This window comes from Neobacillus sp. Soil_C_43, assembly GCF_057656715.1.
In genome coordinates, this window is sequence record NZ_JBDGJV010000005.1 from 212,542 (window position 1) to 239,358 (window position 26,817).

At 39.0% G+C, this 26,817-nt stretch carries 23 protein-coding genes and 10 tRNA genes; 8 read left to right on the forward strand and 25 right to left on the reverse strand.

Annotated elements, in window-relative coordinates; all coding sequences use genetic code 11:
• Window positions 1–276: 276 nt before the first annotated feature.
• From AC3A54_RS09800 to AC3A54_RS09820, 5 genes are read right to left on the reverse strand one after another with little or no spacing between them, the layout of a single operon-like run.
• Complete coding sequence (locus tag AC3A54_RS09800) at window positions 277–825, reverse strand: 2-oxoacid:ferredoxin oxidoreductase subunit gamma family protein (RefSeq protein ID WP_335547920.1); 549 nt, start codon at window positions 823–825, stop codon at window positions 277–279.
• On the reverse strand, window positions 825–1,580 hold the full coding sequence (locus tag AC3A54_RS09805) for a thiamine pyrophosphate-dependent enzyme (protein ID WP_487654307.1): 756 nt from the start codon (window positions 1,578–1,580) through the stop codon (window positions 825–827). Before AC3A54_RS09805 ends, AC3A54_RS09800 begins: the two co-directional genes overlap by 1 nt.
• The gene (locus AC3A54_RS09810; RefSeq protein ID WP_487654308.1) at window positions 1,577–2,641 is read right to left on the reverse strand and encodes a 3-methyl-2-oxobutanoate dehydrogenase subunit VorB; all 1,065 of its coding nucleotides are present in this window, start codon (window positions 2,639–2,641) and stop codon (window positions 1,577–1,579) included. The genes AC3A54_RS09805 and AC3A54_RS09810 overlap by 4 nt, the downstream gene beginning before the upstream one ends.
• 19 nt (window positions 2,642–2,660) lie before the next feature.
• Window positions 2,661–2,897 carry a 4Fe-4S dicluster domain-containing protein gene (locus AC3A54_RS09815; RefSeq protein ID WP_487654309.1) on the reverse strand — a complete coding sequence of 79 codons (237 nt, stop codon included), beginning with the start codon at window positions 2,895–2,897 and terminating at the stop codon, window positions 2,661–2,663.
• Window positions 2,894–3,583 carry a hypothetical protein gene (locus AC3A54_RS09820; protein ID WP_487654310.1) on the reverse strand — a complete coding sequence of 230 codons (690 nt, stop codon included), beginning with the start codon at window positions 3,581–3,583 and terminating at the stop codon, window positions 2,894–2,896. The genes AC3A54_RS09815 and AC3A54_RS09820 overlap by 4 nt, the downstream gene beginning before the upstream one ends.
• A 265-nt stretch (window positions 3,584–3,848) precedes the next feature.
• Between AC3A54_RS09820 and AC3A54_RS09825 the strand changes: the two genes are divergently transcribed.
• From AC3A54_RS09825 to AC3A54_RS09835, 3 genes are all read left to right on the forward strand, one after another.
• Window positions 3,849–4,958: a metallophosphoesterase gene (locus AC3A54_RS09825; RefSeq protein ID WP_487654332.1), complete on the forward strand. Its 1,110-nt coding sequence runs from the start codon at window positions 3,849–3,851 to the stop codon at window positions 4,956–4,958.
• Between the two features lie 170 nt (window positions 4,959–5,128).
• Window positions 5,129–6,409, forward strand: coding sequence for an ArsB/NhaD family transporter (locus AC3A54_RS09830; protein WP_487654311.1), 1,281 nt, complete (start codon window positions 5,129–5,131; stop codon window positions 6,407–6,409).
• Window positions 6,410–6,419: 10 nt separating this feature from the next.
• A complete protein-coding gene (locus AC3A54_RS09835) occupies window positions 6,420–6,698 on the forward strand; it encodes a hypothetical protein (protein ID WP_487654312.1) in 279 nt (92 codons plus the stop codon).
• Window positions 6,699–6,736: 38 nt separating this feature from the next.
• Here AC3A54_RS09835 and AC3A54_RS09840 read toward each other — a convergent pair whose 3' ends face one another.
• Entirely contained in the window at window positions 6,737–8,509 is a 1,773-nt protein-coding gene (locus AC3A54_RS09840) for a putative bifunctional diguanylate cyclase/phosphodiesterase (RefSeq protein ID WP_487654313.1), read from the reverse strand.
• A 737-nt stretch (window positions 8,510–9,246) separates the two neighbouring features.
• Window positions 9,247–10,659, reverse strand: a complete 1,413-nt coding sequence (gndA, locus tag AC3A54_RS09845) for an NADP-dependent phosphogluconate dehydrogenase (protein ID WP_487654314.1) — start codon at window positions 10,657–10,659, stop codon at window positions 9,247–9,249.
• A 429-nt stretch (window positions 10,660–11,088) separates the two neighbouring features.
• Here gndA and AC3A54_RS09850 point away from each other — a divergent pair, with 429 nt between their 5' ends.
• Window positions 11,089–11,754, forward strand: a complete 666-nt coding sequence (locus AC3A54_RS09850; protein WP_309866236.1) for an FMN-dependent NADH-azoreductase — start codon at window positions 11,089–11,091, stop codon at window positions 11,752–11,754.
• A gap of 117 nt (window positions 11,755–11,871) precedes the next feature.
• On the forward strand, window positions 11,872–13,152 hold the full coding sequence (locus AC3A54_RS09855) for an ATP-binding protein (protein ID WP_487654315.1): 1,281 nt from the start codon (window positions 11,872–11,874) through the stop codon (window positions 13,150–13,152).
• A 28-nt stretch (window positions 13,153–13,180) separates the two neighbouring features.
• Here the strand turns inward: AC3A54_RS09855 and AC3A54_RS09860 are convergent, their stop codons facing one another.
• Window positions 13,181–14,185, reverse strand: a complete 1,005-nt coding sequence (locus AC3A54_RS09860; protein WP_487654316.1) for a CAP domain-containing protein — start codon at window positions 14,183–14,185, stop codon at window positions 13,181–13,183.
• Between the two features lie 160 nt (window positions 14,186–14,345).
• The gene (gnd, locus tag AC3A54_RS09865; RefSeq protein WP_487654317.1) at window positions 14,346–15,242 is read right to left on the reverse strand and encodes a phosphogluconate dehydrogenase (NAD(+)-dependent, decarboxylating); all 897 of its coding nucleotides are present in this window, start codon (window positions 15,240–15,242) and stop codon (window positions 14,346–14,348) included.
• Window positions 15,243–15,579: 337 nt separating this feature from the next.
• On the opposite strand from gnd, the gene AC3A54_RS09870 reads away from it, so the two are divergent.
• Window positions 15,580–16,425 carry a MurR/RpiR family transcriptional regulator gene (locus AC3A54_RS09870; RefSeq protein ID WP_487654318.1) on the forward strand — a complete coding sequence of 282 codons (846 nt, stop codon included), beginning with the start codon at window positions 15,580–15,582 and terminating at the stop codon, window positions 16,423–16,425.
• A 113-nt stretch (window positions 16,426–16,538) separates the two neighbouring features.
• On the opposite strand, the gene yhbH is transcribed toward AC3A54_RS09870, so the two are convergent.
• The 6 genes from yhbH to queG form a co-directional block, all read right to left on the reverse strand.
• Window positions 16,539–17,705, reverse strand: a complete 1,167-nt coding sequence (gene yhbH, locus AC3A54_RS09875; protein ID WP_308080743.1) for a sporulation protein YhbH — start codon at window positions 17,703–17,705, stop codon at window positions 16,539–16,541.
• A 244-nt stretch (window positions 17,706–17,949) separates the two neighbouring features.
• Window positions 17,950–19,845, reverse strand: a complete 1,896-nt coding sequence (locus AC3A54_RS09880) for a PrkA family serine protein kinase (RefSeq protein WP_487654319.1) — start codon at window positions 19,843–19,845, stop codon at window positions 17,950–17,952.
• 479 nt (window positions 19,846–20,324) lie between these two features.
• Complete coding sequence (gene nfsA, locus AC3A54_RS09885) at window positions 20,325–21,074, reverse strand: oxygen-insensitive NADPH nitroreductase (RefSeq protein WP_335548498.1); 750 nt, start codon at window positions 21,072–21,074, stop codon at window positions 20,325–20,327.
• Between the two features lie 54 nt (window positions 21,075–21,128).
• The gene (trmL, locus tag AC3A54_RS09890; RefSeq protein ID WP_487654320.1) at window positions 21,129–21,602 is read right to left on the reverse strand and encodes a tRNA (uridine(34)/cytosine(34)/5-carboxymethylaminomethyluridine(34)-2'-O)-methyltransferase TrmL; all 474 of its coding nucleotides are present in this window, start codon (window positions 21,600–21,602) and stop codon (window positions 21,129–21,131) included.
• 106 nt (window positions 21,603–21,708) lie between these two features.
• Window positions 21,709–22,584 carry an amidase domain-containing protein gene (locus tag AC3A54_RS09895; RefSeq protein ID WP_487654321.1) on the reverse strand — a complete coding sequence of 292 codons (876 nt, stop codon included), beginning with the start codon at window positions 22,582–22,584 and terminating at the stop codon, window positions 21,709–21,711.
• An 87-nt stretch (window positions 22,585–22,671) separates the two neighbouring features.
• A complete protein-coding gene (queG, locus tag AC3A54_RS09900) occupies window positions 22,672–23,802 on the reverse strand; it encodes a tRNA epoxyqueuosine(34) reductase QueG (protein WP_487654322.1) in 1,131 nt (376 codons plus the stop codon).
• Between the two features lie 117 nt (window positions 23,803–23,919).
• Between queG and AC3A54_RS09905 the strand changes: the two genes are divergently transcribed.
• Entirely contained in the window at window positions 23,920–24,585 is a 666-nt protein-coding gene (locus tag AC3A54_RS09905) for a B3/B4 domain-containing protein (protein WP_487654323.1), read from the forward strand.
• An 84-nt stretch (window positions 24,586–24,669) separates the two neighbouring features.
• Here AC3A54_RS09905 and AC3A54_RS09910 read toward each other — a convergent pair.
• Window positions 24,670–24,743 (reverse strand) — tRNA-Gly (locus AC3A54_RS09910).
• A gap of 195 nt (window positions 24,744–24,938) precedes the next feature.
• Between AC3A54_RS09910 and AC3A54_RS09915 the strand changes: the two genes are divergently transcribed.
• Complete coding sequence (locus tag AC3A54_RS09915; RefSeq protein ID WP_487654324.1) at window positions 24,939–25,475, forward strand: hypothetical protein; 537 nt, start codon at window positions 24,939–24,941, stop codon at window positions 25,473–25,475.
• 415 nt (window positions 25,476–25,890) lie between these two features.
• On the opposite strand, the gene AC3A54_RS09920 is transcribed toward AC3A54_RS09915, so the two are convergent.
• From AC3A54_RS09920 to AC3A54_RS09960, 9 genes are all read right to left on the reverse strand, one after another.
• Window positions 25,891–25,971: transfer RNA gene (locus AC3A54_RS09920), tRNA-Leu, on the reverse strand.
• A gap of 25 nt (window positions 25,972–25,996) precedes the next feature.
• A tRNA-Leu gene (locus AC3A54_RS09925) sits at window positions 25,997–26,082 on the reverse strand.
• A gap of 37 nt (window positions 26,083–26,119) precedes the next feature.
• Window positions 26,120–26,193: transfer RNA gene (locus AC3A54_RS09930), tRNA-Cys, on the reverse strand.
• An 8-nt stretch (window positions 26,194–26,201) separates the two neighbouring features.
• Window positions 26,202–26,276: transfer RNA gene (locus AC3A54_RS09935), tRNA-Gly, on the reverse strand.
• Between the two features lie 4 nt (window positions 26,277–26,280).
• Window positions 26,281–26,355, reverse strand: a tRNA-Gln gene (locus tag AC3A54_RS09940).
• A gap of 24 nt (window positions 26,356–26,379) precedes the next feature.
• A tRNA-His gene (locus AC3A54_RS09945) sits at window positions 26,380–26,455 on the reverse strand.
• 13 nt (window positions 26,456–26,468) lie between these two features.
• Window positions 26,469–26,542, reverse strand: a tRNA-Trp gene (locus AC3A54_RS09950).
• A 7-nt stretch (window positions 26,543–26,549) separates the two neighbouring features.
• Window positions 26,550–26,634, reverse strand: a tRNA-Tyr gene (locus AC3A54_RS09955).
• Between the two features lie 27 nt (window positions 26,635–26,661).
• Window positions 26,662–26,737, reverse strand: a tRNA-Phe gene (locus AC3A54_RS09960).
• Between the last annotated feature and the right edge of the window lie 80 nt (window positions 26,738–26,817).

The window sequence follows — 26,817 nt, forward strand, 5'->3', positions numbered from 1 at the left end:
CGGGCGCATAGTTACCATTTTCTCTCTTTTTTTCCCTTCACGGGCACTAGTCGTCCTGACTAGTTACATTTTTCTCTCTTTTTTCCCCTTCTTGGGCACTAGTCGCTCCCACTAGTTACCGTTCCCTCTCTTTTTCTTCCTTAACAGGCACTAGTCGCTCCCACTACGGTGAAATCTCTTTTTTGTTGCTCTTTGGGCACTTGTGACTCATCCTATTTACCCAGTGAACATTTTCACATAAAAAAAATCAGCCGTTTGGAACGACTGATTTTCGTTTTAAGAAATTTTGACCTCCACAAGAGACGCTCCTTTTTTCAGTGCCTGTTCATTAATTTCTATTAAATGATGTTTTTCAGCTGATAGGACTTTCTTTAAAGATTCAAGAATCGCTTCCTCCGAAACAATTTTGGTCCTCTCTAGAAAAGCTCCTAACAAAATCATATTGGCCACCCGAGAATTTCCTAAATCATTGGCAAGGTCTGTCGCACTGATTTCAATCGTTTGAATATCCTTTCGCTCCGAAGTCCTGACTACCAATGATGAATTTAGAATTAAAAGCCCTCCCGAACGAACTCGCGGCTCAAACTTATCGAAAGAAGGATTATTCAAAACGATTGCTGTAGATGGTTTGGTAACAAGTGGGGATCCTACTGGTTCATCACTGACAACGACCGCACAATTCGCTGTCCCACCCCTTTGCTCAGGTCCATAGGAGGGAAGCCATGAAACACCTTTCCCTTCAAGCATTCCAGCGTAAGCAATGAGTTGCCCCATTGACATCACACCCTGCCCACCAAAGCCAGCAATAATAATTTCTTCTTGCATCACTTAATTCCCTCCTCTTTATTTTTAACTACTCCGAGAGGATAAGCAGGAATCATATTGTCTTTTACCCAATCAAGAGATTCATGAGGGGCAAGTCCCCAATTAGTTGGGCACGTTGATAACACTTCAATCATTGAAAAGCCTAACCCTTTCTTTTGTGTTTCAAAGGCCTTACGAATCGCCTTTTTAGCCTTCATTATATGTGGAACGTCATGTGAAGAAACACGCTCAATATAAGCAGCTCCATCAAGAGTTGCAATCATTTCTGATACTCGAATGGGTAAACCCTGCACACTTTCGGTTCTTCCATACGGTGTGGTTGCTGTTTTTTGGCCAATTAAGGTTGTTGGTGCCATTTGCCCACCAGTCATCCCGTAAATTGCATTATTGACAAAAATGACAGTTATTTTCTCGCCCCTCGCTGCAGCATGAATGACTTCACTTATACCAATGGAGGCTAGATCTCCGTCGCCTTGGTAAGTAAACACAAATCGATCAGGGAGTACACGCTTTATTCCCGTTGCTACCGCAGGTGCACGGCCATGTGCAGACTGTGTCATATCACAATTAAAATATTCATACGATAACACTGAACAACCCACAGATGCGACACCAATCGTATCTTCAAGTATATCCATTTCTTCTAGTACCTCACCCACAAGGCGATGAATAACACCATGTGTGCATCCAGGGCAATAATGAGTAGGTTTATCAGTCAGCCCGTTTGTTTTCCTAAAAACCGTTTTCATTGTCATACGTTCACACCCCCGGCAACCGTCATAATCTTATCGTAAATTTCTTCTTGTGTCGGTACTACTCCTCCAGTCCTGCCAAAGAAGTCAACAGGTGCATGACCATTTACCGCTAGACGAACATCCTCAATCATTTGACCTGCGCTCATTTCTACTGAAATAAAAGCTTTCACCTGGTCTCTTGTTTCTATAAATGGCTTTTCAGGGAATGGCCAAAGGGAAATGGGTCTAATTAAGCCAACTTTAACACCTTTTTGTCTTGCCTGATTAATGCTATTCATCGTAATCCTCGCAACGGTTCCATAGGCAACCATGATATAATCCGCATCTTCAACTTGATAAGTTTCATATCTGACTTCATTTTCTTTGATTGTGGCAAACTTCTTCTGAAGCTTCCAATTTCGCTGTTCGAGGCTTTCTGCATCCAGTTCAAGAGAAGTAATAATCCTTGGCCCTCCATCTCCACGTGTACCGGTTGTAGCCCACTCTTTTTCGTCTATAAGTGCTTTTTCACGTTCTCTAAATTCCACTGGCTCCATCATTTGCCCAAGCATGCCATCACCCATTAAAATAACCGGAGTTCGGTAACGGTCAGCAATATCAAAGGCATCCTGTGTTAGTTCAACAATTTCCTGCAGGCTTGCTGGTGCCAATACAGGGATATTATAATCTCCATGTCCCCCACCTTTTGTCACTTGAAAATAATCGGATTGGGCAGGCTGGATATTCCCTAAACCAGGACCCCCTCGAACGATATTACAAATCACCGCTGGAAGCTCTGAACCGACTAAATAGGATATTCCTTCTTGTTTTAAACTGAAGCCTGGGCTGGAAGAAGAAGTCATCACCCTTACACCGGTCCCTGCTGCCCCATACACCATATTGATGGCAGCGATTTCACTCTCCGCTTGAAGAAACAACCCGCCTACCTCGGGTAGTCTTCTTGCCATATAGGCAACAAGTTCACTTTGCGGTGTAATTGGATAGCCAAAAAAGTATTTACAACCAGCATGGACGGCTGCTTCCGCTATGACTTCATTACCCTTCATTAACACTTTCCCCATGAAAAAAACTCCTTTCGAATCACACAGTTTGCAAGATTTTTACTGGTCTATACACGGCTATGACAGATTCAGGACATATTTGTGCACACTTCGCACAGCTAATACAATGCTCCTGGTCAACAACTGCAGCTGGCCGATATCCTTTTCCATTTAAATAGTCTGAAAGAAAAATAACGTTAGTGGGACAAACTTGCACACATAAGCTACAAGACTTACAAATTTCTTCATTAAAAACTACCCTTTTCTCCAATGTCATTCACTCCTTTTACATTCCCATGGTAATTTCAAAAATCGATTAATAAAAACAACATCGTGGGTTTTGGCGAACTCTTCAGCTTCTTTTTTCAAATGAGACGATATAGTTGAATAGAGTAAAGGAATTTCGAGTTTCTCTGCTACGTTTTTACTAAGCTCATACCCTTTTTCTATGTCATTCATCGTGGTTTCCGCAGATAAATTTGAATTGTTAATAATCCCTGTCACTTTTAACCGTGAGACCTTTTCTATCTGTTCAACTGTATACAATGCTCCTTCTAACGTGCTGACATATGGCCGATTCCCATTTAGGACAAAGAGAAGTTCCGGATTTAAGTCCTTCCATTCGTGATAATATTGCCCTAATGCTGTAGCACCGTCCTTATCACCACCTGCATCTACGATTAGCCTATATCTATAGTCATGCAATACACGATACATTTCTCCTGAAACGATTGGTAGGTCGGAGGTGGCCAAGTGACTCTTGGGAGAAATCAATTCAATGTCGTGCGCCTGAAAAATAGGTGCAAGATCCCGGGAGCGATAATATGGATTTATGATATCTAAATCATTAATGGCCACCCTTCCATGGCTCAGCCTCTCGGTTAAAGCTAAATTGATAGCAATCTCAGTTTTCCCGCTGCCAAAATGGCCAGATACAATGGTTATTCTTGTGCTAGGATTCATTTAAAGAGTCCCACCCATCTTTTTGTTGTAAGCGTTTACAATAGGGTTAATCTTGGAAAATTTTTCAACTACTTCACTTCTCATTATAAGCTACTTTTTTTCTACATCGCTTTGACCAATGTCACACTTCACATGATTGTCATAAAAGGGAAAAGAAGACTTGAATAAATTCTTCAAGGTATTAAACCTCATATTTCTAAAAAGAAAACAAATACTAAGTTTACTAAATACAATCAGAAATTTGAGGGAGGTCATCTTGGTGCAGATGAATAGGTTTACTTTTTTTCTTATAGTTTCTTTCTTTATGCTTTCAAGTTCCTCATTAACTCACGCAGCTGAAGTCACTCCAACCAACCATGAAATTGTCCGTTTGAGAATCCTCGAAACAACTGACCTGCATGCTTCACTTCTCAATTATGACTATTATCAAACAAAAGTGGACAATCGGATTGGACTCGTTAAAACTGCCACTCTCATCCGTAAAGCAAGGAAAGAAGCTGATAATTCCTTATTATTTGATAACGGTGATCATTTAAAAGGAAATCCACTCGGTGAGTACCTTGCAAGAATAAGAGGAATTAACAAAGGAAAGACACACCCTGTTTATCGTGCATTTAATTATCTTAAATATGATGCTATAGCTATCGGAAACCATGAATTTAATTATGGATTAAAATTTTTAAATGCGGCCTTAAAAGGGACAAAGATGCCTGTCTTAAATGCCAATGTTTATTCAGTTAAAAAAAATACACCTTACTTTACTCCATATGTAATATTAAAAAGAAATGTAGTGGATCAAAATGGATTACAGCATGAACTGAAGATTGGTGTTATTTCGTTCATGCCTACACAAATAATGAAGTGGGATAAAACAAACCTAGAGGGAAAAGTATTCGCAAAACCTATTGTTGATTCTGCTAAGGAATTTATTCCGATCATGAAAGCTGATGGTGCTGATATCATCATTGCTTTGGCTCACACCGGTATAAGTAATGAACCTTATAATCCCGAATCAGAAGATGCAGTCTACTACTTAACCAAAATATCGGGTATTGATGCGGTATTAGCTGGACATTCCCATAGTGTGTTCCCTGGACCTGTTTATAAGCATCTTCCCAACACGAACATGGAAACAGGAACAATTAATGGAAAGCCCGTTGTCATGGCAGGCGCTTTCGGTAACCGACTTGGGATTATTGACCTAAAATTAAAGAGAGCTGCAGGAAAATGGAGAGTGATTGATGGAGAGTCCAAAACTGTCCCCATTGCTGATGAATCGGGGAAATCTCTAGTCCCAATTGATAAAGGCTTATACCATTTGATGAAATCAGAACATCAGGAAACAGTAGATTTTATTAAAAAGTTAGGGCTATAGAATGTCTTTTACGCAATTTTTAGACAAATTGTCCCTTTACTTTCATAGTATACTTTTATAAAATAAAGGTAATAATATATTCGGTGAATTTTAGGTGGAGTCTGTCAAATACGGGCTCCTTTTGTATTTTTTTCACCAATGGATAAAAAATTTGGGAGAAGAGGTCGATCATGTCAACACAAGCAATAATCGCAATTGGCGTATTTCTCATCACCTACGCCTTTATAGTTACAGAAAAAATCCATCGAACAATCATTGCCATGGCCGGCGGTATCATGATGGTTTTACTGGGAATTATCGGTCAAGAAAAGGCCCTACACCATATCGATTTTAATACTCTCGGATTACTGACAGGAATGATGATCATTGTTGCTATCACCTCCGAGACAGGTCTTTTCAAATACATAGCCATTTGGGCAGCAAAAAAAGTGAAAGGGGACCCATTAAAAATACTACTTGTCCTTGGCATTATTACTGCCTTAGGATCAGCCTTTCTAGATAACGTAACTACAGTACTTTTAATGGTACCAGTAACTTTTAGTATTACTAGACAATTACGGGTTAACCCGATACCTTTTTTAATCACTGAAATTATTGCTTCCAATATTGGAGGAACGTCGACTCTTATTGGGGATCCTCCGAATATCATGCTAGGAAGTGCAGTTAAAGAATTAACGTTTATGGCCTTTATCGATAATCTTACAGCGATATCATTTTTTATCTTATTTGTGAACATTGCCATTTTAGCGCTAATCTATCGGAAACAGCTTCGGACAACAGCCGAATTAAAGGCAAGCTTAATGGACTTAGATGAAAAAGAAGAAATCACAGACAGAACTCTTTTAATTAAGTCGTTAGTTGCTCTTTCATTAACCATTTTGGGATTTTTCCTGCACCAGCTGTTTCATATCGAATCAGCAACAGTTGCCTTAGCAGGGGCCTTTCTGTTACTTCTCTTAACAGGAGAAAAATATTTAGACAAGTCTTTTGGAAAGGTTGAATGGACAACCATTTTCTTCTTTATCGGGCTATTTGTACTCGTTTCAGGGTTAATTGAAACAGGAGTTATTTCATTACTAGCAGATTACTCCGTTCATCTAACTGGGGGAGATGTAACCTCTACGTCAATCTTAATTCTTTGGGTCAGTGCGATTGCGTCTGCGTTTATTGATAATATCCCGTTTGTCGCAACGATGATTCCAATGATTAAAGATATGGGGGAACTTGGTATCAATAATTTAGAACCACTTTGGTGGAGCTTATCACTTGGAGCTTGTCTAGGGGGGAATGGAACATTAATCGGGGCAAGTGCCAATGTTATTGTAGCCGGACTTGCAGCAAAAGAAGGACATCACATTACATTTGGAAAATTCCTTTTAATTGCCTTTCCGCTTATGATCCTTTCTATCGTAATTTGTACCGTTTACATTTATTTAAGATATCTAATTTAGGGGGAGTATGATGAAAGTAGAGTATAAATATGACGCACAGCTTCTCGATATAAAAGAAACCACTAACGGAGATGACTTTGAATTCACGATCACCTTATTGGATAGCCAGTTAAAAAAAGGACTTAAACTTGTTCGAGAATACTTTGAGGAAAATAAAATTTTAACAGATATTCATTATTACATTCATCCTAATAATAGGTATCAAATCATCGTAAGAAAAGATTTCTATAATGAATTTTTAATTCAATTGTTTAGACAAGGATTATTGCAAGAAGTAAAATGGGCGTAAAGGAATGAGGCTGACTAATATTTGTCAGCCTCATTTTTTTATACTAATAAACAATTCCCTACCATCTCTCTAATTGAATTAATTTCCACAGGTTTACTAATGTAAAAACCCTGTGCAAGATCACAGGCACCCAATTGTAAAAAATCCAATTGATCTAAAGTCTCTACACCTTCAGCAACGAGCTTTAATTTGAGTATATGTGCTAGTGCAATCACAGCTGTTACAATGGCGCTATTTTCTTCATCATAGCCAAGGTTCATAATGAAAGATTTATCTATTTTTAGAGTATCAATCGGAAAGTTCTTTAAATAGCTTAATGATGAAAAACCAGTACCAAAATCATCAATTGAAATGGAAATCCCAAGAGACTTAAGGTTCTTTAGTATTTTTGCTGCAAGTTCTGGTTCCTTCATCACAGTGCTCTCTGTTAATTCCAATTCTAATGCCCTTGGCGGCAAACCTGTCTCAGAAAGAATCACACTAATCACTTCTTCGAGATTCTGTTTTTGAAATTGTGCTGGCGATATGTTTACACTAACTGTCAGCTCGTCAAACCCAGCATCATGCCACATTTTACATTCAGAACATGCTTTGCGTAATACCCATTCCCCAATAGGAACAATTAATCCAGATTCCTCAGCAATTGATATAAATGTATCTGGATATAAGAGTTTGTTTTCATCACTTTTCCACCTGATTAAGGCTTCCATACCGGAAATCCTGCCTGTTTTCAAATTCATTTTAGGTTGATAATGGAGGACGAACTCCTGTTTTTCAAGGGCTTGCCTTAAATTTATCTCCATATCCATACGTACCATTGCGTGGACTTTCATATTAGGAACAAACAATGAATAACAATTTCTCCCTTTTTCTTTTGAATGATACATTGCAAGGTCAGCATTTTTAATTAAATTATTCATATCACTCCCATGTTCTGGATGCAAACATATTCCAATACTAGGCGATATAGTAAACCTTTGTTTATTTATCCAAAATGGTTCTTTCATTACATCAAGAATGAAGTCACATAATTCATTAACCATGTCTAAACTAGAAACATTAGGAATTATGAGTACAAATTCATCTCCACCAAATCTCGCTAGTATATTTTCTTTCCCGACTGTATCTCTTAATCGTTCTGCCACTGCCTGCAATAAAGCATCCCCTGCTTGATGTCCTAAACTATCATTAATGACCTTGAAATGATCTAAATCTAAGAGAACCACTCCTAGTATTTGGTTATTCCCCATATGAAAATCATGTAGATATTTTTCAAGGTATGCCTTTATAAACCACCTATTCGGCAGACCGGTTAAAGCATCATGGTAAGCCATATGCTCTATCTTCTTTTCTGCCTTTTTCAAGTCAGTTATATCTAATCCAAAACCAAGGAGGAAGTCTTTTCCTGATTCAGGTAGTTCAATTATCGTTTTACCAGAAAACATAATTGATTCTTTCCCTTGAAATCCAACCTTTGCTTCCCTTGTTATAAGACGACGCTCTTCCCATACTTCGAGGTCAATTTCACGATTTAATTGGGCTATATGTTGCGGGAAAAAATCAAACACTGTTTTTCCTACCAGTTCATCCAATGATAGACCATTTGCAAGACAAGCCTGTTTATTTGCAAATATTGTTCTGCCCTCAGGGTCCTCTAAAAAAACATTTATTGGCAGTGCATCTAAAACCCTGGAATGTAAGGATGTATGTAAACGCAATTGTTTTTGGAGCTCCACTTCCCTCTTCTCGAGCTCATCTATTCGTAATTGTAATTTCTCTAAGGTTTGGCCATTTTGGGAATGTTGGTTCACTTATTGCTCCCGCCTTTATCAACAAACTTTTTAATTAAAAATTACCATAACCATATTTTATATCTGTTTTTATTGCATTATTTTTTTATTTCTTACAATTTGATGAAAGAAATAATAAAAGGCGGAAGCGCCTCGTTCAGCCCCGACAGGCAAAGAGAAAGAGAAGAAGGTCGCATAGGAGCAGTCTACGGGCCCAAACTGGCTGAAAAAAAGAGAAAAAGGTCGTATAGGAGCAGTCTACGGGCCCAAACTGGCTGAAAAAAAGAGAAGAAGGTCGTATAGAAGCAGTCTACGAGCCCCAACTGGCTGAAAAAAAAGAAGAGGTCGCATAGGAGCAGTCTACGAGCCCCAACTGGCTGAAAAAAAAGAAGAAGGTCGTATAGGAGCAGTCTACGGACCCAAACTGGCTGGAAGAAGGAGAAGAAGGTCGCATAGAAGCAGTCTACGGCCCAAACTGGCTGTAAAAAAGAAATTTGTACTCAATGGCAAATTGCATCAATGCAGACCAAAAAACGAGTGTATACCCATTTCTGAATCAAGAAAATGGTGCCTTTTTCATAAAACTTGATTAATTGTTACTTGTGAAAAAAAACGAAAAAAACAGTAAGTGTGTTTGAGTTACCCTAAAATTTGAAAAAAGCATTTGACATTGTACGCTAAACAAAAACAAAAGACCGCTAAATATTCTTAGCAGTCTTTTTGGCAGTTCAACATATCTCACTTGCAATCCAGAAGAATTACTCCATCCAGTTCGTATGAAACACTCCCTCTTTATCCACACGTTGATAGGTATGTGCGCCAAAGTAATCACGTTGAGCCTGTAATAGGTTAGCTGGAAGGGTTTCTGTACGGTAACTATCGTAGTAGGCGATTGCACTGGCAAAGGACGGAACAGGAATTCCTCGTTCAATCGCTAGAGCAACCACTTGTCGTAATGATCCCTGATAGTTTTCAACAATTTCTTTAAAGTAAGGATCTAATAAAAGATTGGCTAGTTCAGGATTTTGGTCATAGGCATCTTTAATCTTTTGGAGGAACTGCGCTCGAATGATGCAGCCGCCTCTAAAAATCATGGCAATATCACCATAGCGAAGATTCCAATCATATTCTTCTGATGCTACACGCATTTGTGCAAATCCTTGTGCATAGGAGCAAATTTTGCTCATGTACAAAGCTTTTCGGATTGCTTCAATTAGTTCGTCTTTGTCTCCCTCAAATGCACGAACTCCAGGTCCATTAAGAATTTTACTTGCTTTCACACGCTCGTCCTTCATTGCCGAAATAAACCGAGCAAATACGGATTCTGTAATAATTGGTAGTGGTACCCCTAAATCTAATGCATTTTGACTGGTCCATTTGCCGGTACCTTTTTGACCCGCTGTATCCAGAATCATATCAACTAGTGGTTTACCCGTTTCATCATCAACCTTTGTAAAAATATCTGCTGTTATTTCAATTAAATAACTGTCTAATTCTCCTTTATTCCATTCGGCAAATACCTTATGAAGTTCTTCCGCGCTTAAACCAAGGACATTCTTTAGAATATTATAGGCCTCGGAAATTAATTGCATATCTCCATATTCGATCCCATTATGTACCATTTTCACATAATGCCCCGCTCCATTTGGTCCAATATATGTACAGCATGGGTCACCTTTTACTTTAGCTGAAATGGCTTCGAAGATTGGCTGCACTAGTTCGTATGCCTCTTTTTTTCCACCTGGCATGATTGCCGGACCTTTTAATGCACCTTCTTCACCACCAGAAACACCTGTCCCTATAAAATGGAAACCAGCTGACTCGAGTTCTTTGTTTCGTCTGATTGTATCTTGAAAGAATGTATTCCCACCATCAATAAGAATGTCGCCTTCTTCTAAATATGGTTTTAAGGAATCAATTGTTGCATCTGTTGCGGTTCCTGCTTTCACCATTAATAAAATTTTTCTTGGTTTCTCTAATAAATTTACAAATTCTTCAACTGATTGAGCACCCGCAAAATTTTTCCCTTCAGCTTCATTCTTTAAAAATGCTTCTGTTTTATCATAAGAACGATTAAAAACAGCCACAGAATATCCTCGACTTTCAATATTTAACGCAAGGTTTTTCCCCATAACAGCTAAACCAATGACTCCAATTTGTTGTTTTGTCATTCTAACGCCCTCTTTCTATTCGTTCTATTTTAACATTTAAGTTCTACCCTCTATAGTTTGGCTTTCTTTAAAAAGTATAACACTTATTAAATTTTTATATAAAAGAAACAGCCTCATTACGCTTTTATTTAGTAAGGCTTTGTTAAACTTGCCTGTTGATTTCCGCTCCAGGCACGAGCGGTTCGTGGGTGTTTCGGCGAGCCTCCTCGGCGCATGCGCCTGCGGGGTCTCCCCTGAACCATACTCCCACAGGAGTCTTCGTGCCTTCCGCTCCAATCAACAGGGTAAAAAAATCAACACTGTTCTTTAACACAGATTATAGTTGACACTTAATGTTCATGAACGTCACTGTTTGTTCAATATTGAGCAAAGATATTTTTTCTATAATGAGAGTAAGAAATTAAATACTTTCAGATAGGTCGTGTTTTAGTGAAAAAATTACTTTATGTAACAGCAAACCCCAAAGGACTTGAAAAATCAAAGGGATTGCAAATCGGTGAAGCCTTCCTCGAGGTCTATCAACAACAGCGTCCCGACGTTGAAATTAAAAGAATGGATTTATTTTCATTAGATTTTGCTCAAATGGATGCAGACTTGGTGTTTGCTAGAGGGAAATTAGCTGGGTATGGATATACATTAGATCAATTGTCCGAAGTGGAAAGAGAGAAAATCTTAAAAATGCACGCCCTTGCGGATGAATTTATCTCTTATGACTATTACGTTTTTGTGTCACCCATGTGGAATTTAAATTCCCCCGCGGTAGTAAAAGCCTTTTTAGATAACCTATTTATTGCAGGCAAAACCTTTGCCCATACAGCAAACGGACCAAAAGGACTTTTAACAGATAAAAAAGCCATTCATATCCAGACAAGGGGTGGACAATATACAGGAACCCCACTTCAAGATATGGAATCTGGTGACCGTTATTTAAGAATTGCCCTTACCTTCCTTGGTATAAACGTCATGGATACTGTCGTTGCTGAAGGTTTTGATCTTTATCCCCAAAGGGTACCTGAAATCTTAGCAAAAGCAAAGGAAAGTGCAAAACTGGCTGCCATAGAATTTAGCCGTGAACCAGTCACTGCACAAAACTAGGAGGCCTCATTAAGAGGCCTTTTTTGTATAACTTTCTAAAAATTTCGCAAATATTGTTGTATAATAAGGGAAATACCTGTAAAATTTTCCTATGAGCCCTAATGGACGGTGATGTTTATGGAAATTACGAAACACCTTTTCTTAAATCTCTCCCTTTTAATTATATTGCTTTTCTTTGGTTTGTTAATTCTTGAAAAAAGTAAAAAATTCACCTTTTCTAAACCCTCTTTAGTCTTAATATTTAGTATCTTGATATTGTTATGTATTCAAATCTCCTATAATCCAGTTCCCTATGCTAGGTACGATTTAAGAATTATTCCATTAGTACTTGGCGGCCTTTATGTAGGAATTGGACCCATCCTTGTATTATCACTAATAATCCTAAGAAGTTTCTACGGATTAAATTTAGGTTTTCTTCAAACATCCGTTCTTTATGCACCACTTATTATTATTTTTTGGCGTATGTATCCATGGTTTTGGAAGCAGGTTCCCGTTCGACGAATATTTACCACAGTTTGTATGGGTATGATCCTTTCCATCGTTACAGTCCTGGGCATGAGCTTCAGCAATACTAAAACAAACTGGTTCGATGCTTGGTTTGCCTATTTGGTCATACCTTCCCTCGGAATCGGCATTCTTTCTTACTCGATAGAATTTGTTATAAAAAATACTGAGATGCGCCAACAACTAATAAAGGCAGAAAAATTAAAAGCCGTTGAACAAATGGGGGCTGCAATTTCCCATGAGATCCGCAATCCGCTAACTGCAGCCAGCGGTTTTGTTCAACTTCTACAGGATGATTATCTACCTAGACAAAAAAGGAAGGAGTATTTATCCATCGTAAAGGAAGAATTACATTCTGCCGAAAGGGTCATCCAAGATTATTTAACCTTTGCTAAACCAGACTTAGAAACCTTTGAAGAACTGAATGTAAAAAGTGAACTCCGACAAATTATAAATATTCTTCAGCCTTTGGCCAATCAAAATTCGGTTGAGATTATTACCGATTTCTCAGTAATCGGATTCATTAAAGGGGACAGACAAAAATTTCGACAATGCTTTATTAATGTCCTAAAAAATGCGATTGAATCAATGTCTCATGGCGGCCATCTAACGTTATCAACTGAATATAGCCAAAACTGTATCACCATTAGAGTGACAGACACGGGAGTTGGCATGACAAAGGAGCAGCTTGATCGATTAGGTGAACCTTTTTACTCCACAAAAGGTAAAAATGGTACCGGTTTAGGCATGATGGTGGTGTATAGCATTGTGCGTGCCCTGGATGGTGAAATTTGGGTTGATAGTGAAGTAGGCAAAGGAACAATCTTTCAATTCGAATTCCCTGCTCTAACGAATTTCTTGAATATGACTGATTCAAAAGCGAAAGAAGGCTGACTCAATGAGTCAGCCTTCTTTTACAGGTTTATTTGCCAATAAACATTTGTGTCCAATGCTTCCCAGTCTGTTCAAATCCAACTCCAATGTGAGTGAAATTTGGACTGAGGATGTTTTTACGATGCCCTTCGCTGTTCATCCAAGCAGTTACTACTTCTTGTGGTGTTTGTTGTCCTTGTGCAATATTTTCACCAGCAGACTTATAAGTCACACCAAAATCCCTCATCATGTCGAAAGGAGATCCATACGTTGGACTAGTATGTGAAAAGTAATGATTTTGCTGCATATCTTGTGATTTTTTCTGTGCTACCCCACTTAATTGAGTATCAGCTTTCAATGCCGGAAGTCCGTTTTTGCTTCGTTGAGCGTTTGTTAAGTTTATGACTTGTTGTACATATTGGCTAACCGCTCCACTAGTAGGCGCATTGGTTGCTGGCTGTTTTTGTGCTGGTTGTGCAGGTTGTGCCTGTTTTGGTGCTGGAGCCGGAGCTGTTGGTGCCGGCTGTGCCTGCTTCGGTGCCATCGGTGTTGTCTGCTTAGGAGCAGGTTGAGTCTGCTGTGGTGCCGGCTGACCCTCAGGTGCTTGACCAGTTGGAAACTGTTGATTGATATACGGCTGGATTTGATTCATAATCCCTGCCCAACCCTGTTTTGGGTCCATTTGAACAAATTGATACTTGGCGTCGCGAATCAATACTGCCCTAGTATGAGGATATTGATTACTGTCCAAATTGGTTTGGTAAGCAGAAATCATATCATCATTTTTTCTATTTATTTTCCGTTTATTATTAAACCAATTACGATCTGTATCACTTTGGCTGTTGTTAGTATTTGTATAATCCTCTGTAAGCGGACCATTATGGTCAATCCCATCATCCCGTCCATTCCGAACATCAAGAATGTGGTCATTTCGGTTTGTGTTCATTCCCACTCGGTCACGATCGTTGATATCATTACGAGCATTGTTATTACAAGCTGCTAACCCCATTGTGAGGACCGCTGTTAGAAGGATCCCTGCTGGTTTTTTTATCAATCGAAAAACCCCCTTTTTCTCAAAAGTTTTCTTGCCTTCTTATTCTTTATTTTTTGTGAAGAACTATGAATGGTAATAAACGTCTGAATGAAAAGAAAAAGGATTTTAGGGTAAAAAAAAACAACAGATGAAAGTTCCATCTGTTGTTCTACCAGTTCAATTATTTACTGACAACTCCGTGTCCGCCAAATTCATTTCTTAAAGCAGAAACCACTTTTCCTGAGAAAGTGTCTTCTTCCAACGAGCGATATCTCATCATAAGGGATAGAGCAATTACTGGGGAAGCCGTTTGAAGGTCTAAGGCTGTTTCTACTGTCCATTTTCCTTCCCCTGAAGAATGCATAATTCCTTTAATTCCTTCAAGCTTTGCATCCTTTGAAAAAGCATTTTGCGTCAATTCCATTAACCAAGAACGGATAACAGACCCGTTACTCCATACCCTTGCAACCTGCTCAAAATCATAATTATATGGACTTTTATCAAGCAGTTCAAAACCTTCAGCAATCGACTGCATCATTCCATACTCAATTCCATTATGTATCATTTTTAAATAATGGCCGCTTCCACTTTCTCCTGCATAAAGGTAGCCGTTTTCTACACAAATATGTTCAAAAATTTCTTCTACATGCTGGAATGCTTCTTTGTTTCCACCAATCATAGTACAAGCACCATTTCTTGCGCCTTCCACTCCTCCACTCGTACCAACATCAAGGAAATGAATACCCTTTTCAGCAAATTCTTTTCCACGAGCGATTGATTCTTTATAGTGAGAATTTCCACCTTCGATAACAATATCTCCATCGGCAAGTAATTCTTTAAGCTCTTGAAGTACGTTATTTGTAATTTGACCCGCTGGTACCATTACCCAAACGACTTTTGGAGATGGAAGAGATGAAACTAATTCTGTTAATGAGCTAACACCTTGTCCACCTTTTTCGGAGATTTCTGCAACAGCCTTTGCATTTACATCAAATGCTGCAACCTCGTGTTTATGATCTAATAAGTTTAAAGCTAAACTATATCCCATTTTTCCTAAGCCAATTAATCCAATTTTCATTTATATGTCCCCTTCATGAAATATTTTTTCATCTTCTACTACTATAGTCAAAAAAATTTCTTTTCGCAATTGATTTGATGAAATTTTTTTTCATAAACTCTTTTTATGCTATAATTTATTTAAATCTATAGCTATGTTAAAGAACATTGTTGATTTTATCGCCTGTTGATTGGAGCGGAAGGCACGAAGACTCCTGTGGGAGTATGGTTCAGGGGAGACCCCGCAGGCGCAAGCGCCGAGGAGGCTCGCCGAAACACCCACGGAAAGCGAAGTGCCTGGAGCGGAAATCAACAGACAAATTTAACACAGCCAATTCAATAAAAAATGAGGGTTGCAGATGAGCTGCATTAGTAAAATACGCTCTTACTATGCCAGATTTAGTGAAAAGGAAAAGCAAATTGCTAATTTTATATTAGACAATCCTGAAAAAATTCTTCACAGCACGATTAATGAAGTCGCTGAAGATCTCGGGATGGCCGACGCCACGGTTTTCCGCTTTTGTAAACGGATCGGATTTAAAGGGTACCAGGCAATGAAGATTGCACTGGCTTCAGAAATCATTACTCCCATCCAGCAAATTCATGAGGAAATTACGGAGGGTGATAATGAAAAGGCTGTCACTGAAAAAGTATTCCAATCAAATATTAGAACCTTAGAAAATACCTTACAGCTCCAGGACAGCGATTCGATCCAAAGGGCAGTTAAGATGATTCATACGGCTGAAAGAGTTCATTTTTACGGAACAGGTGGGTCAGCTGTTATTGCAATGGATGCATTTCATAAATTTATTCGAACAGGAATTAAAGCGTTTGCATTTATTGATTCCCACTTTCAACTCATGTCCGCTTCACAGTTAACAGAAAAAGATTTGGCCGTTGTCATCTCTCATTCTGGAGCAAATAAAGACACAATTGATATTTTGAATGTGGCCAGTGAAAATGGAGCTAAATCCATCGGGATCACCAGTTTTCCAAAATCACCAATAAGTCAAAAAGTAGATGTAGCGCTATTTACCAGTTCAGAAGAAACTGAATACCGATCTGAAGCGTTAGCATCACGGATTGCACAATTAAGTCTCATCGATGCCTTATACGTAAATATCATGGTCTTAAATAAAGAACATGCCAAAACGTCTCTTGGTAAAATAAGGTCTGCCATATCAGACACTAGAATTGAATTATGAACAACTTTTTTATGGTCCTATAATTATTATTCACATTTTTTCATTTTACATTACGGTCTTTTACACAAACAAAGAGGCTGACCACTTTGCTTTTGAGTCAGCCTCTTAAACGATTATGCGTATTGTTTGGATTCTTCCTGTTGAAAAAAGCTCTTCATGGCATGGAATACATCTGCTTTTTGTTTGAGGATATAGTGTCTGAAATGTTCATCCTTGATATTCTTGTATGCGGACATGAGAGTTGAATGGCGGTTGTACTGATTAACTTCACCATATCCAAACATGTTGGATACCTTCATTAACTCTTCTACAAGCTTCACACAACGAGCGTTATCCGATGTAAGATTATCACCGTCTGAAAAATGGAATGGATAGATGTTGAACTTTCGTGGATTATACTTACTGTCAATGATCTCTAACGCCTTTCGGTAAGCAGAAGAACAAATAGTTCCACCACTTTCACCTTTTGAAAAAAAGTCTTCTTCCGTCACAATTTTTGCTTCGGTATGATGTGCAATAAACTCAATTTCAACTGTTTCATACTTGGTTCTTAAAAAGCGTGTCATCCAGAAGAAAAAGCTGCGGGCCATATACTTTTCCCAAATTCCCATGGAACCGCTCGTATCCATCATAGCAATAACAACGGCTTTTGAATCTGGTTTCACCACTTCATTCCAAGTCTTAAACTTTAAATCGTCCTTATAAATAGGATGAAACGCCGGTTTCCCACTCATGGCATTACGTTTAAAAGCAGACATCATGGTACGTTTTTTATCAATATTACCCATTAAACCTGTTTTTCTAATATCGTTGAACTCAATATTTTCAACGAGATGTTCCTGCTCTTCTTTTCTTTTTAAATTCGGAAGCTCCAATTGTTTAAATAATGCTTCCTCGAGCTCCATTAATGACACTTCTGCTTCAAAATAGTCTTCTCCGGCCTGATCCCCTGCTCCTTGGCCTTTGCCTGGACCTTTTTGCCCACTAGAACCGTCACGTGCTACAACATCACCGACTTGACTGTCACCGTCACCTTGGCCCACGTGTTTGTTTTTGTCATAATTATAGCGAATTTTATATTCGTCCAACGAACGAATTGGAATTTTTACCACATCTCGACCATTCGACATGATTATGCTCTCTTCAGTAATGAGATCGGGAAGATTGTTGCGAATTGCCTCCTGGACTTTTTCCTGATGCCGCTGCTGGTCATCGTGGCCTTTACGGTGGAGGGACCAATCTTCTCTTGAAATGACAAATTGATGATTGTTAACAGACAATGTAAACCCCTCCTTATGAAATTATTTAAATCCGTGTTGCACACTTTTTCCTACAAATACATAAAATAATCCGATTAAAAAGTTCAATTAAAATATGGATTACTTTATCCTATGCAAGAGTGAAGAATAATTTACTAATAATTTTGACAATTGTGTTTTTTGCCTAGTAAATTGGACGAGTAACGAGATGGAAAAAAAGAGACTGACAGATTCTCTCTGCCAGTCCTTCCTATTTTAATCCTAGTTATCGGTTTAATAAACTTCCAACATAACGTAGTAATTCATTTGCTGAAGTTGAATTATATCCATGTTCATCTACTAAACGGGCCACTACATCATTGATTTTCTTCAACTGCTGCTCATCTGGAGTTTTTGAGGAAGTAGTAATTTTTACAACATCCTTTAAATCAGCAAAGAGTTTCTTCTGAATAGCTTCTCGTAGTCGGTCATGCGAATTATAGTCAAACCGTTTTCCTTTTCTTGCGAAAGCAGAAATACGGATTAATACTTCTTCTCTGAAGGCTTTCTTCGCATTTTCCGAAATCCCTATTTGTTCTTCTATTGAACGCATAAGCTTTTCGTCCGGATTGATTTCTTCTCCAGTTAATTGATCCCTGAGCTTATTCTTATTGCAGTATGCTTCTACATTATCCAAATAATTGTCCATGAGTGTTTTTGCAGACTCTTCATACGAGTACACAAACGCTTTTTGAACTTCTTTCTTCGCAATATTATCATACTCTTTTCTAGCTAAAGAAATATAATTCATATAGCGTTCACGCAGTTCTGCTGTAATAGAAGGGTGTTGGTCCAACCCATCCTTTAACGACCTTAACACGTCTAAGGCATTAATTGAAGGTACTTCTTTTCTAATAATAGTAGAGGAAATTCTATTGATCACGTAACGTGGGTCAATACCGCTCATACCCTCATCAGGATACTCCTTTTTGAGTTCATCTATGTCGGCGGTGTTAAAACCTTCTACGCTTTCTCCATCATAAAGGCGCATTTTCTTCAGTAAATCAATATCCCCTTTTTTAGGCTCCTTTAAGCGGGTTAGAATAGTGAACATTGCCGCTACCTTTAACGTATGTGGTGCAATATGAACATCGGATACATCACTTTCATTTATCATTTTTTCATAAATTCTTTCTTCTTGAGAAACCTTAAGGTTATATGGAATTGGCATAACAATAATCCGTGAATGCAATGCCTCATTCTTCTTATTGGAGATAAAGGATCGGTACTCGGTTTCGTTCGTGTGAGCCACAATTAATTCATCAGCAGAAATTAACGCAAACCTTCCAGCTTTAAAGTTCCCCTCTTGTGTCAAGGAAAGTAAATGCCAAAGGAATTTCTCATCACATTTTAGCATCTCTTGGAATTCCATCATCCCTCGATTTGCTTTATTCAGTTCACCATCGAAACGATAGGCTCTAGGGTCAGACTCGGACCCAAATTCGGCAATCGTTGAAAAATCAATACTTCCTGTTAAATCGGCAATATCCTGTGATTTGGGATCGGATGGACTAAAGGTTCCAATTCCAGTTCTCTTATCCTCTGAGAAAAAGATTCTTTCTACTTGAACATCTTCAATCCTGCCACCATACTCCTTCTCAAGGCGCATCATATTGAGCGGCGAAAGATTTCCTTCAATTCTTATACCATATTCCTCAAAGAAATCTTTACGTAGATGATGTGGAATTAAATGCAGCGGGTCTTCATGCATCGGACAGCCTTTAATGGCAAATACAGAACCCCTATCGGTATGCGAGTAGGCTTCTAATCCTCTTTTTAACATAGTAACAAGTGTTGATTTCCCGCCACTTACTGGACCCATCAACAGTAAAATCCGCTTTCTGACATCCAGTCTTTTAGCTGCAGGATGGAAATATTCTTCCACTAGACGTTCCAAAGACTCTTCTAAACCAAATAATTGATTGCTGAAAAAGTTGTACCTTTTCGTCCCTTTTACCTCTTCAATCCCTGCATCTTTAAGCATATTATAAACTCGAGAATGTGCAGATTGTGCTACCCATGGCTTTTCCTTTAGCAACAGTAAATAATCAGCGAATGATCCTTCCCAACGAAGTTTTTCCTCTTCTTCTCGATACATCTCGATTTTTTTTAAAATATCCATAAGGCCCTCCCCCTGTAGCTTAATCAGAGACGATTAATATACTCTATGCGCCAATGAACTTGAACATGCGTATGTGAGTAACTCTTTATCTTTTTTATTCGTTACAGGAAATCTTACACTTTTCATTTTTTAAAGTTAGGATATAATAAAATCATATGGGTAAAAAATGAAAATACGCAAAACGAAGGGGGAATACATAACATGAACACTTTCATCGTTGTTTTAGTAATGATCACATTTTTGTCAGCAATCTTCACTGCAGGTTATAATGACAAGCCCGGTTCAACTAAATAGAAAAGCGGAAGCGCCTTGGTCAGCCCCGACAGGCAAATGTTCTTCAGCAAGAAAAGTCGCTCTTTGACTTTTATTGCTGAAGGTTATTTGACCGAGGGGCTAGGCGCTGGAGCTGGACAATTCTCGAAGTTCGAAGATTATCTATCTTAAAATGTGAAAAAAAGGCTGCCATATAAGGCAGCCTTTTATCGTAGATCTAATTTATTTTTTTGAATAAACTCCTTCATATACATCCTACTTTGGTTTTCCAGCATCTTTGCCATTTGCGCTGTCCAACGATCCTTTCTTTTCCCGCCAGTTCTTTGTTCATAATAGTCTGAGATGAGTTCATCATACTCCCTTAGCTGTTGTAAATAAGTAGCCATACTCTGTTCATATTCATTTTCATGATAGATATGCTCAAAAGACAATCTCGGCTTTTGCTCCGTCATTTTTGCTGGATACCCCACCGCAAGTCCAAACAAAGGAATGACACGGTCTGGTGTTTTTAAGAGCTTCTTTACCTCTTCTAAGTTGTTTCGAATCCCTCCTATGTAACAAATCCCTAGCCCAAGTGATTCAGCGGCTATCGCTGCATTCTGAGCAGCTAAGGAGGCATCAATGAGACCCACCATAAATTTTTCCGTACTTTCTATAGATTGAGTAACATCTTTCTGCTCCTCTTTACCTATTAAGGTATGACGATAAAGGTCAGCACAAAATACAAAAAAATGGCCGTTTTTCTCAACGTATTCCTGATTGCCTGCTAATTCAGCCAACTTTTTCTTTTTCTCTTGATCCTTCACACCAATAATGGAATAGGCTTGAATATAGCTTGACGTTGAAGCCGCCTGAGCACTCAATACAATTGTTTTAATTTGCTCATCTGTTAAGGGCTTATCCTCAAAATGCCTTATGGAGCGATGGTTTAGAATCGTTGTGATGATATCATTCATTGTAGGTTCCCTTCCTTTTACAAAAAGAGGCCCAAGAACCTGGGCCTCCTTCACTTAATCGAGATTTGGATAGTTTTGCTGACGAAGTGCTTCATAAATAAGTATAGCTGCAGTATTAGAAAGATTTAATGAACGAATATTATTGGTCATCGGAATCCTTAGGCTTACGTCCTTATTATTTTCAATGACGTCCTTCGGTAAACCGGTTGTTTCTCTTCCGAAAATAAAATAATATTCCTTTTCAGAGTTACTGTAATCAAAACTGCTATGAGGCTTTTGCCCGAATTTTGTTAAGTAAAAAAATTCCCCGCCAGCATTTTTTTCGTAAAATTCTTCTAAGGAATCATAATACGTAATATTTACATGCTCCCAATAATCTAGACCTGCTCTTTTCAACATCTTATCATCTGTCGAAAAACCTAACGGCCGAATTAAATGTAAATGGGTATCAGTGCCTGCACATGTCCTTGCGATGTTTCCTGTATTAGAAGGTATTTGTGGTTGATATAGTACTACGTGTATAGCCAAAAAACTCACCCCAGTTGAAAAAACTATAAAAGCAATTATACCACTCTCATTCCTTCTTTTAAAGAATCACACACCAAAGAAATGGCAGACAAAGAAGTGTGTGGTCTTATAAATCGATAATGCTAAAGAACTTATACTTAATATTCGGGGTATAAGCTGAGGAATCCTCATATGCCCAATAACGCTTACGACTATTATAGGTATGAGCATTCACTAAAGGCATTCCATTAGCATCTTTTCCGGTTACAATGGTGTTGTGATTGTAACGGCCGTCCCCCTCAAAATCATAGCAAATAACGTCTCCCAGTAATAATTGATCTGGACTGCTGACTTCTCTTGCCCTTAGACCCGCCTTTGAATTCCCTAAGTATAGCCTTAGTGAATTGGCTACAGCCCAGCTGTAGCTCCAGTTGCTGCTCCGCAGCCACCACCCAGTCCCGCGATTGGGATACCCTCTCATTGGGGCTCCCCCTGCATGAAGGCATTGTGAAATAAAGTTAGTACAATCTACTTCAAATTTCTTGTAAGCAGGGTTGTAGGTATTCCACCAGCGCTCCGCATATTGTACTGCTTTCAAGCGATCGTATTGATAGCTTAACCGTTCATCTGTTTCATCAATCACTTCTTCTATTGTCTCTTGATGAGAGTATACATCTTCCTTTGGGATTCTTTCCTCATCCATAACTAAAGCACCTTTGTAGAACTTCGCCAGTCTTTCTTCCATCTCTTCTTCCAAGTAGAAGATTCCTTTTTGCTTAATTAAGTATTGATAGTGTGCAAGGTATTTTACCGTTTGAAATTCTTCTTCCGAAACTTCCTCCATAATTTTTCCTGTGGCTTTCACCTTTACAATTTCTGCTGACCGTTTGGCTAATGCTGCTTGTTTTTTCTCAGCTTTCGGAAAAAATACCCTATGGCTTCTTTTATCAGTAACAAATTGATTCACTCTTTTTTCAAACAAATCCTGGAGCAATTCAAACATTATTTCTTCACCCCTTTCTTTCATACATATGAAAAAAAGTTGGTTTTAATATAAAAAAGAGCGAAACCAATTTGGTTCGCTCTTCATTTATTTAAATTGAGTTAGACTTTTTTCAATTTCTAGTTGAACTTCGCTCTCGACTTCTTTCTTTTTTGCCCTTAAAAGAGCAACGCGAACGGATTCACCACCTATTTTCCCAAGCGCCCACGCAGCCGTTCCTCTCAATACCAGACTTGCTTCCCTTTCTAATACTTCGATTAAGTCAGGAATAGCTGTATCATCTTTAAAATGAGCAAGGGCAATAATTGCATTTCGTTGAATTGGTTTTTTTCCTCTCCAAGAGCCAGCCACCGAACCGAACTGGTTTTTAAACTCGCGGTTACTCAATTTTAATATTGGCTTTAGTAACGGCTTGGCTACCTCTGGATTGGGCTCCATCTCTTCGTGGAAATGATAGTTTTTCCCTTTATTCACCGGGCAAGCAGTTTGGCAGGAATCACATCCATAAATACGGTTTCCTATCTTATCGCGAAATTCATCCGGAATTAGCTCTTTTGTTTGTGTTAAAAAGGAAATGCAATGCTGTGCATTAATCTGTCCTCCTTGGACTAATGCACCCGTAGGACAAGCATCTAGGCACTTTCTACAAGAACCACACTGGTCCTCAATAGGTGTATCCGGTTCAAATGGTATACTTGTAATCATTTCACCTAAATAGACATAAGAGCCAAACTCTGGAGTAATGATGGCACAGTTCTTCCCGCTCCAACCGATGCCTGCTCGCTCGGCAACGGCCCTGTCAGAAAGTTCTCCCGTATCGACCATTGATTTTAACCTTGCCTCCGGGACCTTTGTTAAAATAAACTCTTCAAGCTTCTTTAGCCGGTCACGTAAAACATGGTGGTAATCGAGCCCCCAAGAAGCCCTGCTGAAAAATCCTCTTCGTTCACCCATCTTTCCTTCTACACGTTCATTCATCTTTGATGGATAGGCAAGGGCAATCGCAATAATGGAACGTGGCTCCTCCATCAAAAGGGCGGGTGTTACACGTTTCTCTATGTCTGGCTCCTCAAAACCAGATTGATAGCCAAGTTCTTGTTGTCTGATTAATCTATTTTTCAATTCACTGAACATGTCTGCGTTTGTAAAACCGATCTTATCGATTCCAATTTCCTTGCTGTAAGCAATGAGATCTTTTTTTAATTGCTTGAGATCCATATTGGTTCCTCCTTCCCCCAAAGTATGTTTATATTAGTTGTGGTTTGATTGTTTTAATTATTGGTTGCACATCTATTTATGATAAACTATTTTAAATGAAATTTGGAGGTGGAATCGTTGGAAATTCAACTCTCACAAGAAATAAAGGGACAAGTTCCTGACTTTAAACTAGCTGTTATCGAATATAAAAATATATTGGTCGGAGATTCACCGCAAATGCTAAGAGGCAGACTCCAACTCTTCCAGGAGTCTATTTATTTTGATTTAGAAAATACACCTGTTACAGAGCTTCCTGGAGTTCAGGAATGGCGAACTATTTTTAAAAAGAATGGTAAGGACCCCAACCGGTACCGTCCATCTGTCGAAGCTTTATACAGAAGGGTACAGAAACAGAATTACCTTTCGTCTGTACAAAGTGCAATCGATATTAATAATTTTTTCTCTCTACAATATCAAGTACCTATCGGAATCTACGACCAAGAATGTTTGAATGGTCCCGTTAGTATTCGCTTTGGGGACGAAGGAGAGGAATATGTGGGCTTAAATGGGCGGTTAAATTCTTTGGAGCGCCTTATTTTATCAGCCGATGAGAACGGCCCATTTGGAAGTCCTTTTGTAGATTCTGATAGAGCCCCTGTTTCGGTAGAAACAAAACATGCTCTTCAACTCATCTATTTAAGACCATCCACTGATCTTCATAACGCAGAAAAGCTAACAGAATCTCTAATGAACATGTTTGTTCAAATACACGGCGGGGAAGCAACCTACCACATTCTAAAATGATGCCAGTTTGGCATCTTTTTTCTATATAAAGAAAAAACGCAATGCATCGTTCTCTATGTAACGATACACTGCGTTAGTTATGTATGGAGCGGGTGATGGGAATCGAACCCACTACATCAGCTTGGAAGGCTGAGGTTTTACCAGTAAACTACACCCGCATATATTTTGTGACAACTCATTGAACGAGTTGACCCTTACAATAATACACACTTTTTTTGGACGCGTCAAGAGAGTTATGCAAATTTTGTCGAATAACATCAAAAAACATATGACTGATTTATTCCCTTTTTAAATGACATCAATAAAAATATTTGCTACTCTATATTAAAATCTTTAAATACTAATCTAGTGAGGTGAGCTTTATTCGAAGAAAACCGATCATTTTCTCTACAATCTTATTCATAGCTATTGTGGTTGGCTCCGCTGTTACGATTTATTTCAAGTCTTACCGAGCTGCCTCAAATGAATTGCCTGTTCAGCAGCTAGTACAAGCGAATGTAAACGAAGCGGATATTGGAGAATACATTAAAATTAATCATAATTATTGGAATGAAGAGTTATGCTGGGGGAGAAGTAAAGATTTTAATTTTACTCTTTTTCATAACAAATACAAAGATTACATAGAAAATTTGAATAAAATGATTGACGCAGTTGATGATCCAGATTTAAAAACGGATTTTAATCTAACACTTGATTTATTGGAACAGGCGGATGAAACGAAGGATGTTTCTTATTTAATAGATGTACATCGGATGTTTCATGATTTAGATGTTAAATATAATGATTACGCAACAAGTGATTATTTCGGCGTAACCAATTATGGAAAAAACAACAAACGAACAATGCTCGTTTTTTTTCTATTATGGTTATTTATTGTGAGTTTACATTGAGAGGCTGGCATAATTGCCTAGAGGTGGAGGGGAAGCAAGGTGTTTTTGTTTCTCCATCAGACAGTTCGGCTCGTAGAACCCTTCTATGCGACCGGAACCCTTCTCTTTCAGGCAATTCGGACTCATAGAGCCTGTCTATGCGACCGTAACCCTTCTCCATCAGGTAATTCGGGCTCATAGAGTCTGTCTATGCGACCGGAACCCTTCTCCATCTAGTAATTCGAGCTCATAGAGCCTGTCTATGCGACCGTAATCCTTCTACATCAGGTAATTCGGGCTCATAGACAGATTTTTCGTACCCCTTTTCTCTGTTTATCATTCATTTGTGGCACATAGACCCTATACTGCTTCGTTGAATATCATTTACAAAACAAAAAAGCACTTCTTATAATGGAATAAGAAGTGCTTTTCATGATACCGGTGGCCGGGGTCGAACCGGCACTCCAGAGGAACACGATTTTGAGTCGTGCGCGTCTGCCAATTCCGCCACACCGGCATATTAAAATGTTTTTGTAAATCAGTGCCGAGGACCGGAATCGAACCGGTACGGTAGTCACCTACCGCAGGATTTTAAGTCCTGTGCGTCTGCCAGTTCCGCCACCCCGGCGTATATAAAAAGTAGATTATGCACTGTATGAATTTTATGGAGGCGGCAACCGGATTCGAACCGGTGGTAAAGGTTTTGCAGACCTCTGCCTTACCACTTGGCTATGCCGCCGTAAATTATGGAGCGGAAGACGGGATTCGAACCCGCGACCCCCACCTTGGCAAGGTGGTGTTCTACCACTGAACTACTTCCGCAAAATGGCTGGGCTAGCTGGATTTGAACCAACGCATGTCGCAGTCAAAGTGCGATGCCTTACCGCTTGGCTATAGCCCAATGCTAAAGTAATTTAAAATATTATGGGGCGACTGATGGGAATCGAACCCACGAATGCCTGAACCACAATCAGGTGCGTTAACCACTTCGCCACAATCGCCACAATATATAATTGGCAGGGGTAGTAGGAATTGAACCCACACCAAAGGTTTTGGAGACCTTCGTTCTACCTTTAAACTATACCCCTGTATATATGGTGGAGGGGGACGGATTCGAACCGCCGAACCCGGAGGGAGCGGATTTACAGTCCGCCGCGTTTAGCCACTTCGCTACCCCTCCACATATAAAGTGTTTCATAGAAATAAATGGTGGCTCAGGACGGAATCGAACCGCCGACACAAGGATTTTCAGTCCTTTGCTCTACCGACTGAGCTACTGAGCCAACAAATGGCGGTCTGGACGGGACTCGAACCCGCGACCTCCTGCGTGACAGGCAGGCATTCTAACCAACTGAACTACCAG

What these genes read in the sequence shown, in the direction of transcription:
- nfsA (WP_335548498.1), bottom strand. Translation starts at nt 21,074, where the DNA reads ATGAATGATATCATCACAACGATTCTAAACCATCGCTCCATAAGGCAT.
- AC3A54_RS09835 (WP_487654312.1), top strand. Translation starts at nt 6,420, where the DNA reads ATGAAAGTAGAGTATAAATATGACGCACAGCTTCTCGATATAAAAGAA.
- AC3A54_RS09815 (WP_487654309.1), bottom strand. Translation starts at nt 2,897, where the DNA reads ATGACATTGGAGAAAAGGGTAGTTTTTAATGAAGAAATTTGTAAGTCT.
- gndA (WP_487654314.1), bottom strand. Translation starts at nt 10,659, where the DNA reads ATGACAAAACAACAAATTGGAGTCATTGGTTTAGCTGTTATGGGGAAA.
- AC3A54_RS09880 (WP_487654319.1), bottom strand. Translation starts at nt 19,845, where the DNA reads ATGGATATTTTAAAAAAAATCGAGATGTATCGAGAAGAAGAGGAAAAA.
- queG (WP_487654322.1), bottom strand. Translation starts at nt 23,802, where the DNA reads ATGGATCTCAAGCAATTAAAAAAAGATCTCATTGCTTACAGCAAGGAA.
- AC3A54_RS09805 (WP_487654307.1), bottom strand. Translation starts at nt 1,580, where the DNA reads ATGACAATGAAAACGGTTTTTAGGAAAACAAACGGGCTGACTGATAAA.
- AC3A54_RS09820 (WP_487654310.1), bottom strand. Translation starts at nt 3,583, where the DNA reads ATGAATCCTAGCACAAGAATAACCATTGTATCTGGCCATTTTGGCAGC.
- AC3A54_RS09870 (WP_487654318.1), top strand. Translation starts at nt 15,580, where the DNA reads ATGAGCTGCATTAGTAAAATACGCTCTTACTATGCCAGATTTAGTGAA.
- AC3A54_RS09825 (WP_487654332.1), top strand. Translation starts at nt 3,849, where the DNA reads ATGAATAGGTTTACTTTTTTTCTTATAGTTTCTTTCTTTATGCTTTCA.
- AC3A54_RS09895 (WP_487654321.1), bottom strand. Translation starts at nt 22,584, where the DNA reads ATGTTTGAATTGCTCCAGGATTTGTTTGAAAAAAGAGTGAATCAATTT.
- AC3A54_RS09855 (WP_487654315.1), top strand. Translation starts at nt 11,872, where the DNA reads ATGGAAATTACGAAACACCTTTTCTTAAATCTCTCCCTTTTAATTATA.
- AC3A54_RS09810 (WP_487654308.1), bottom strand. Translation starts at nt 2,641, where the DNA reads ATGGGGAAAGTGTTAATGAAGGGTAATGAAGTCATAGCGGAAGCAGCC.
- AC3A54_RS09800 (WP_335547920.1), bottom strand. Translation starts at nt 825, where the DNA reads ATGCAAGAAGAAATTATTATTGCTGGCTTTGGTGGGCAGGGTGTGATG.
- AC3A54_RS09830 (WP_487654311.1), top strand. Translation starts at nt 5,129, where the DNA reads ATGTCAACACAAGCAATAATCGCAATTGGCGTATTTCTCATCACCTAC.
- gnd (WP_487654317.1), bottom strand. Translation starts at nt 15,242, where the DNA reads ATGAAAATTGGATTAATTGGCTTAGGAAAAATGGGATATAGTTTAGCT.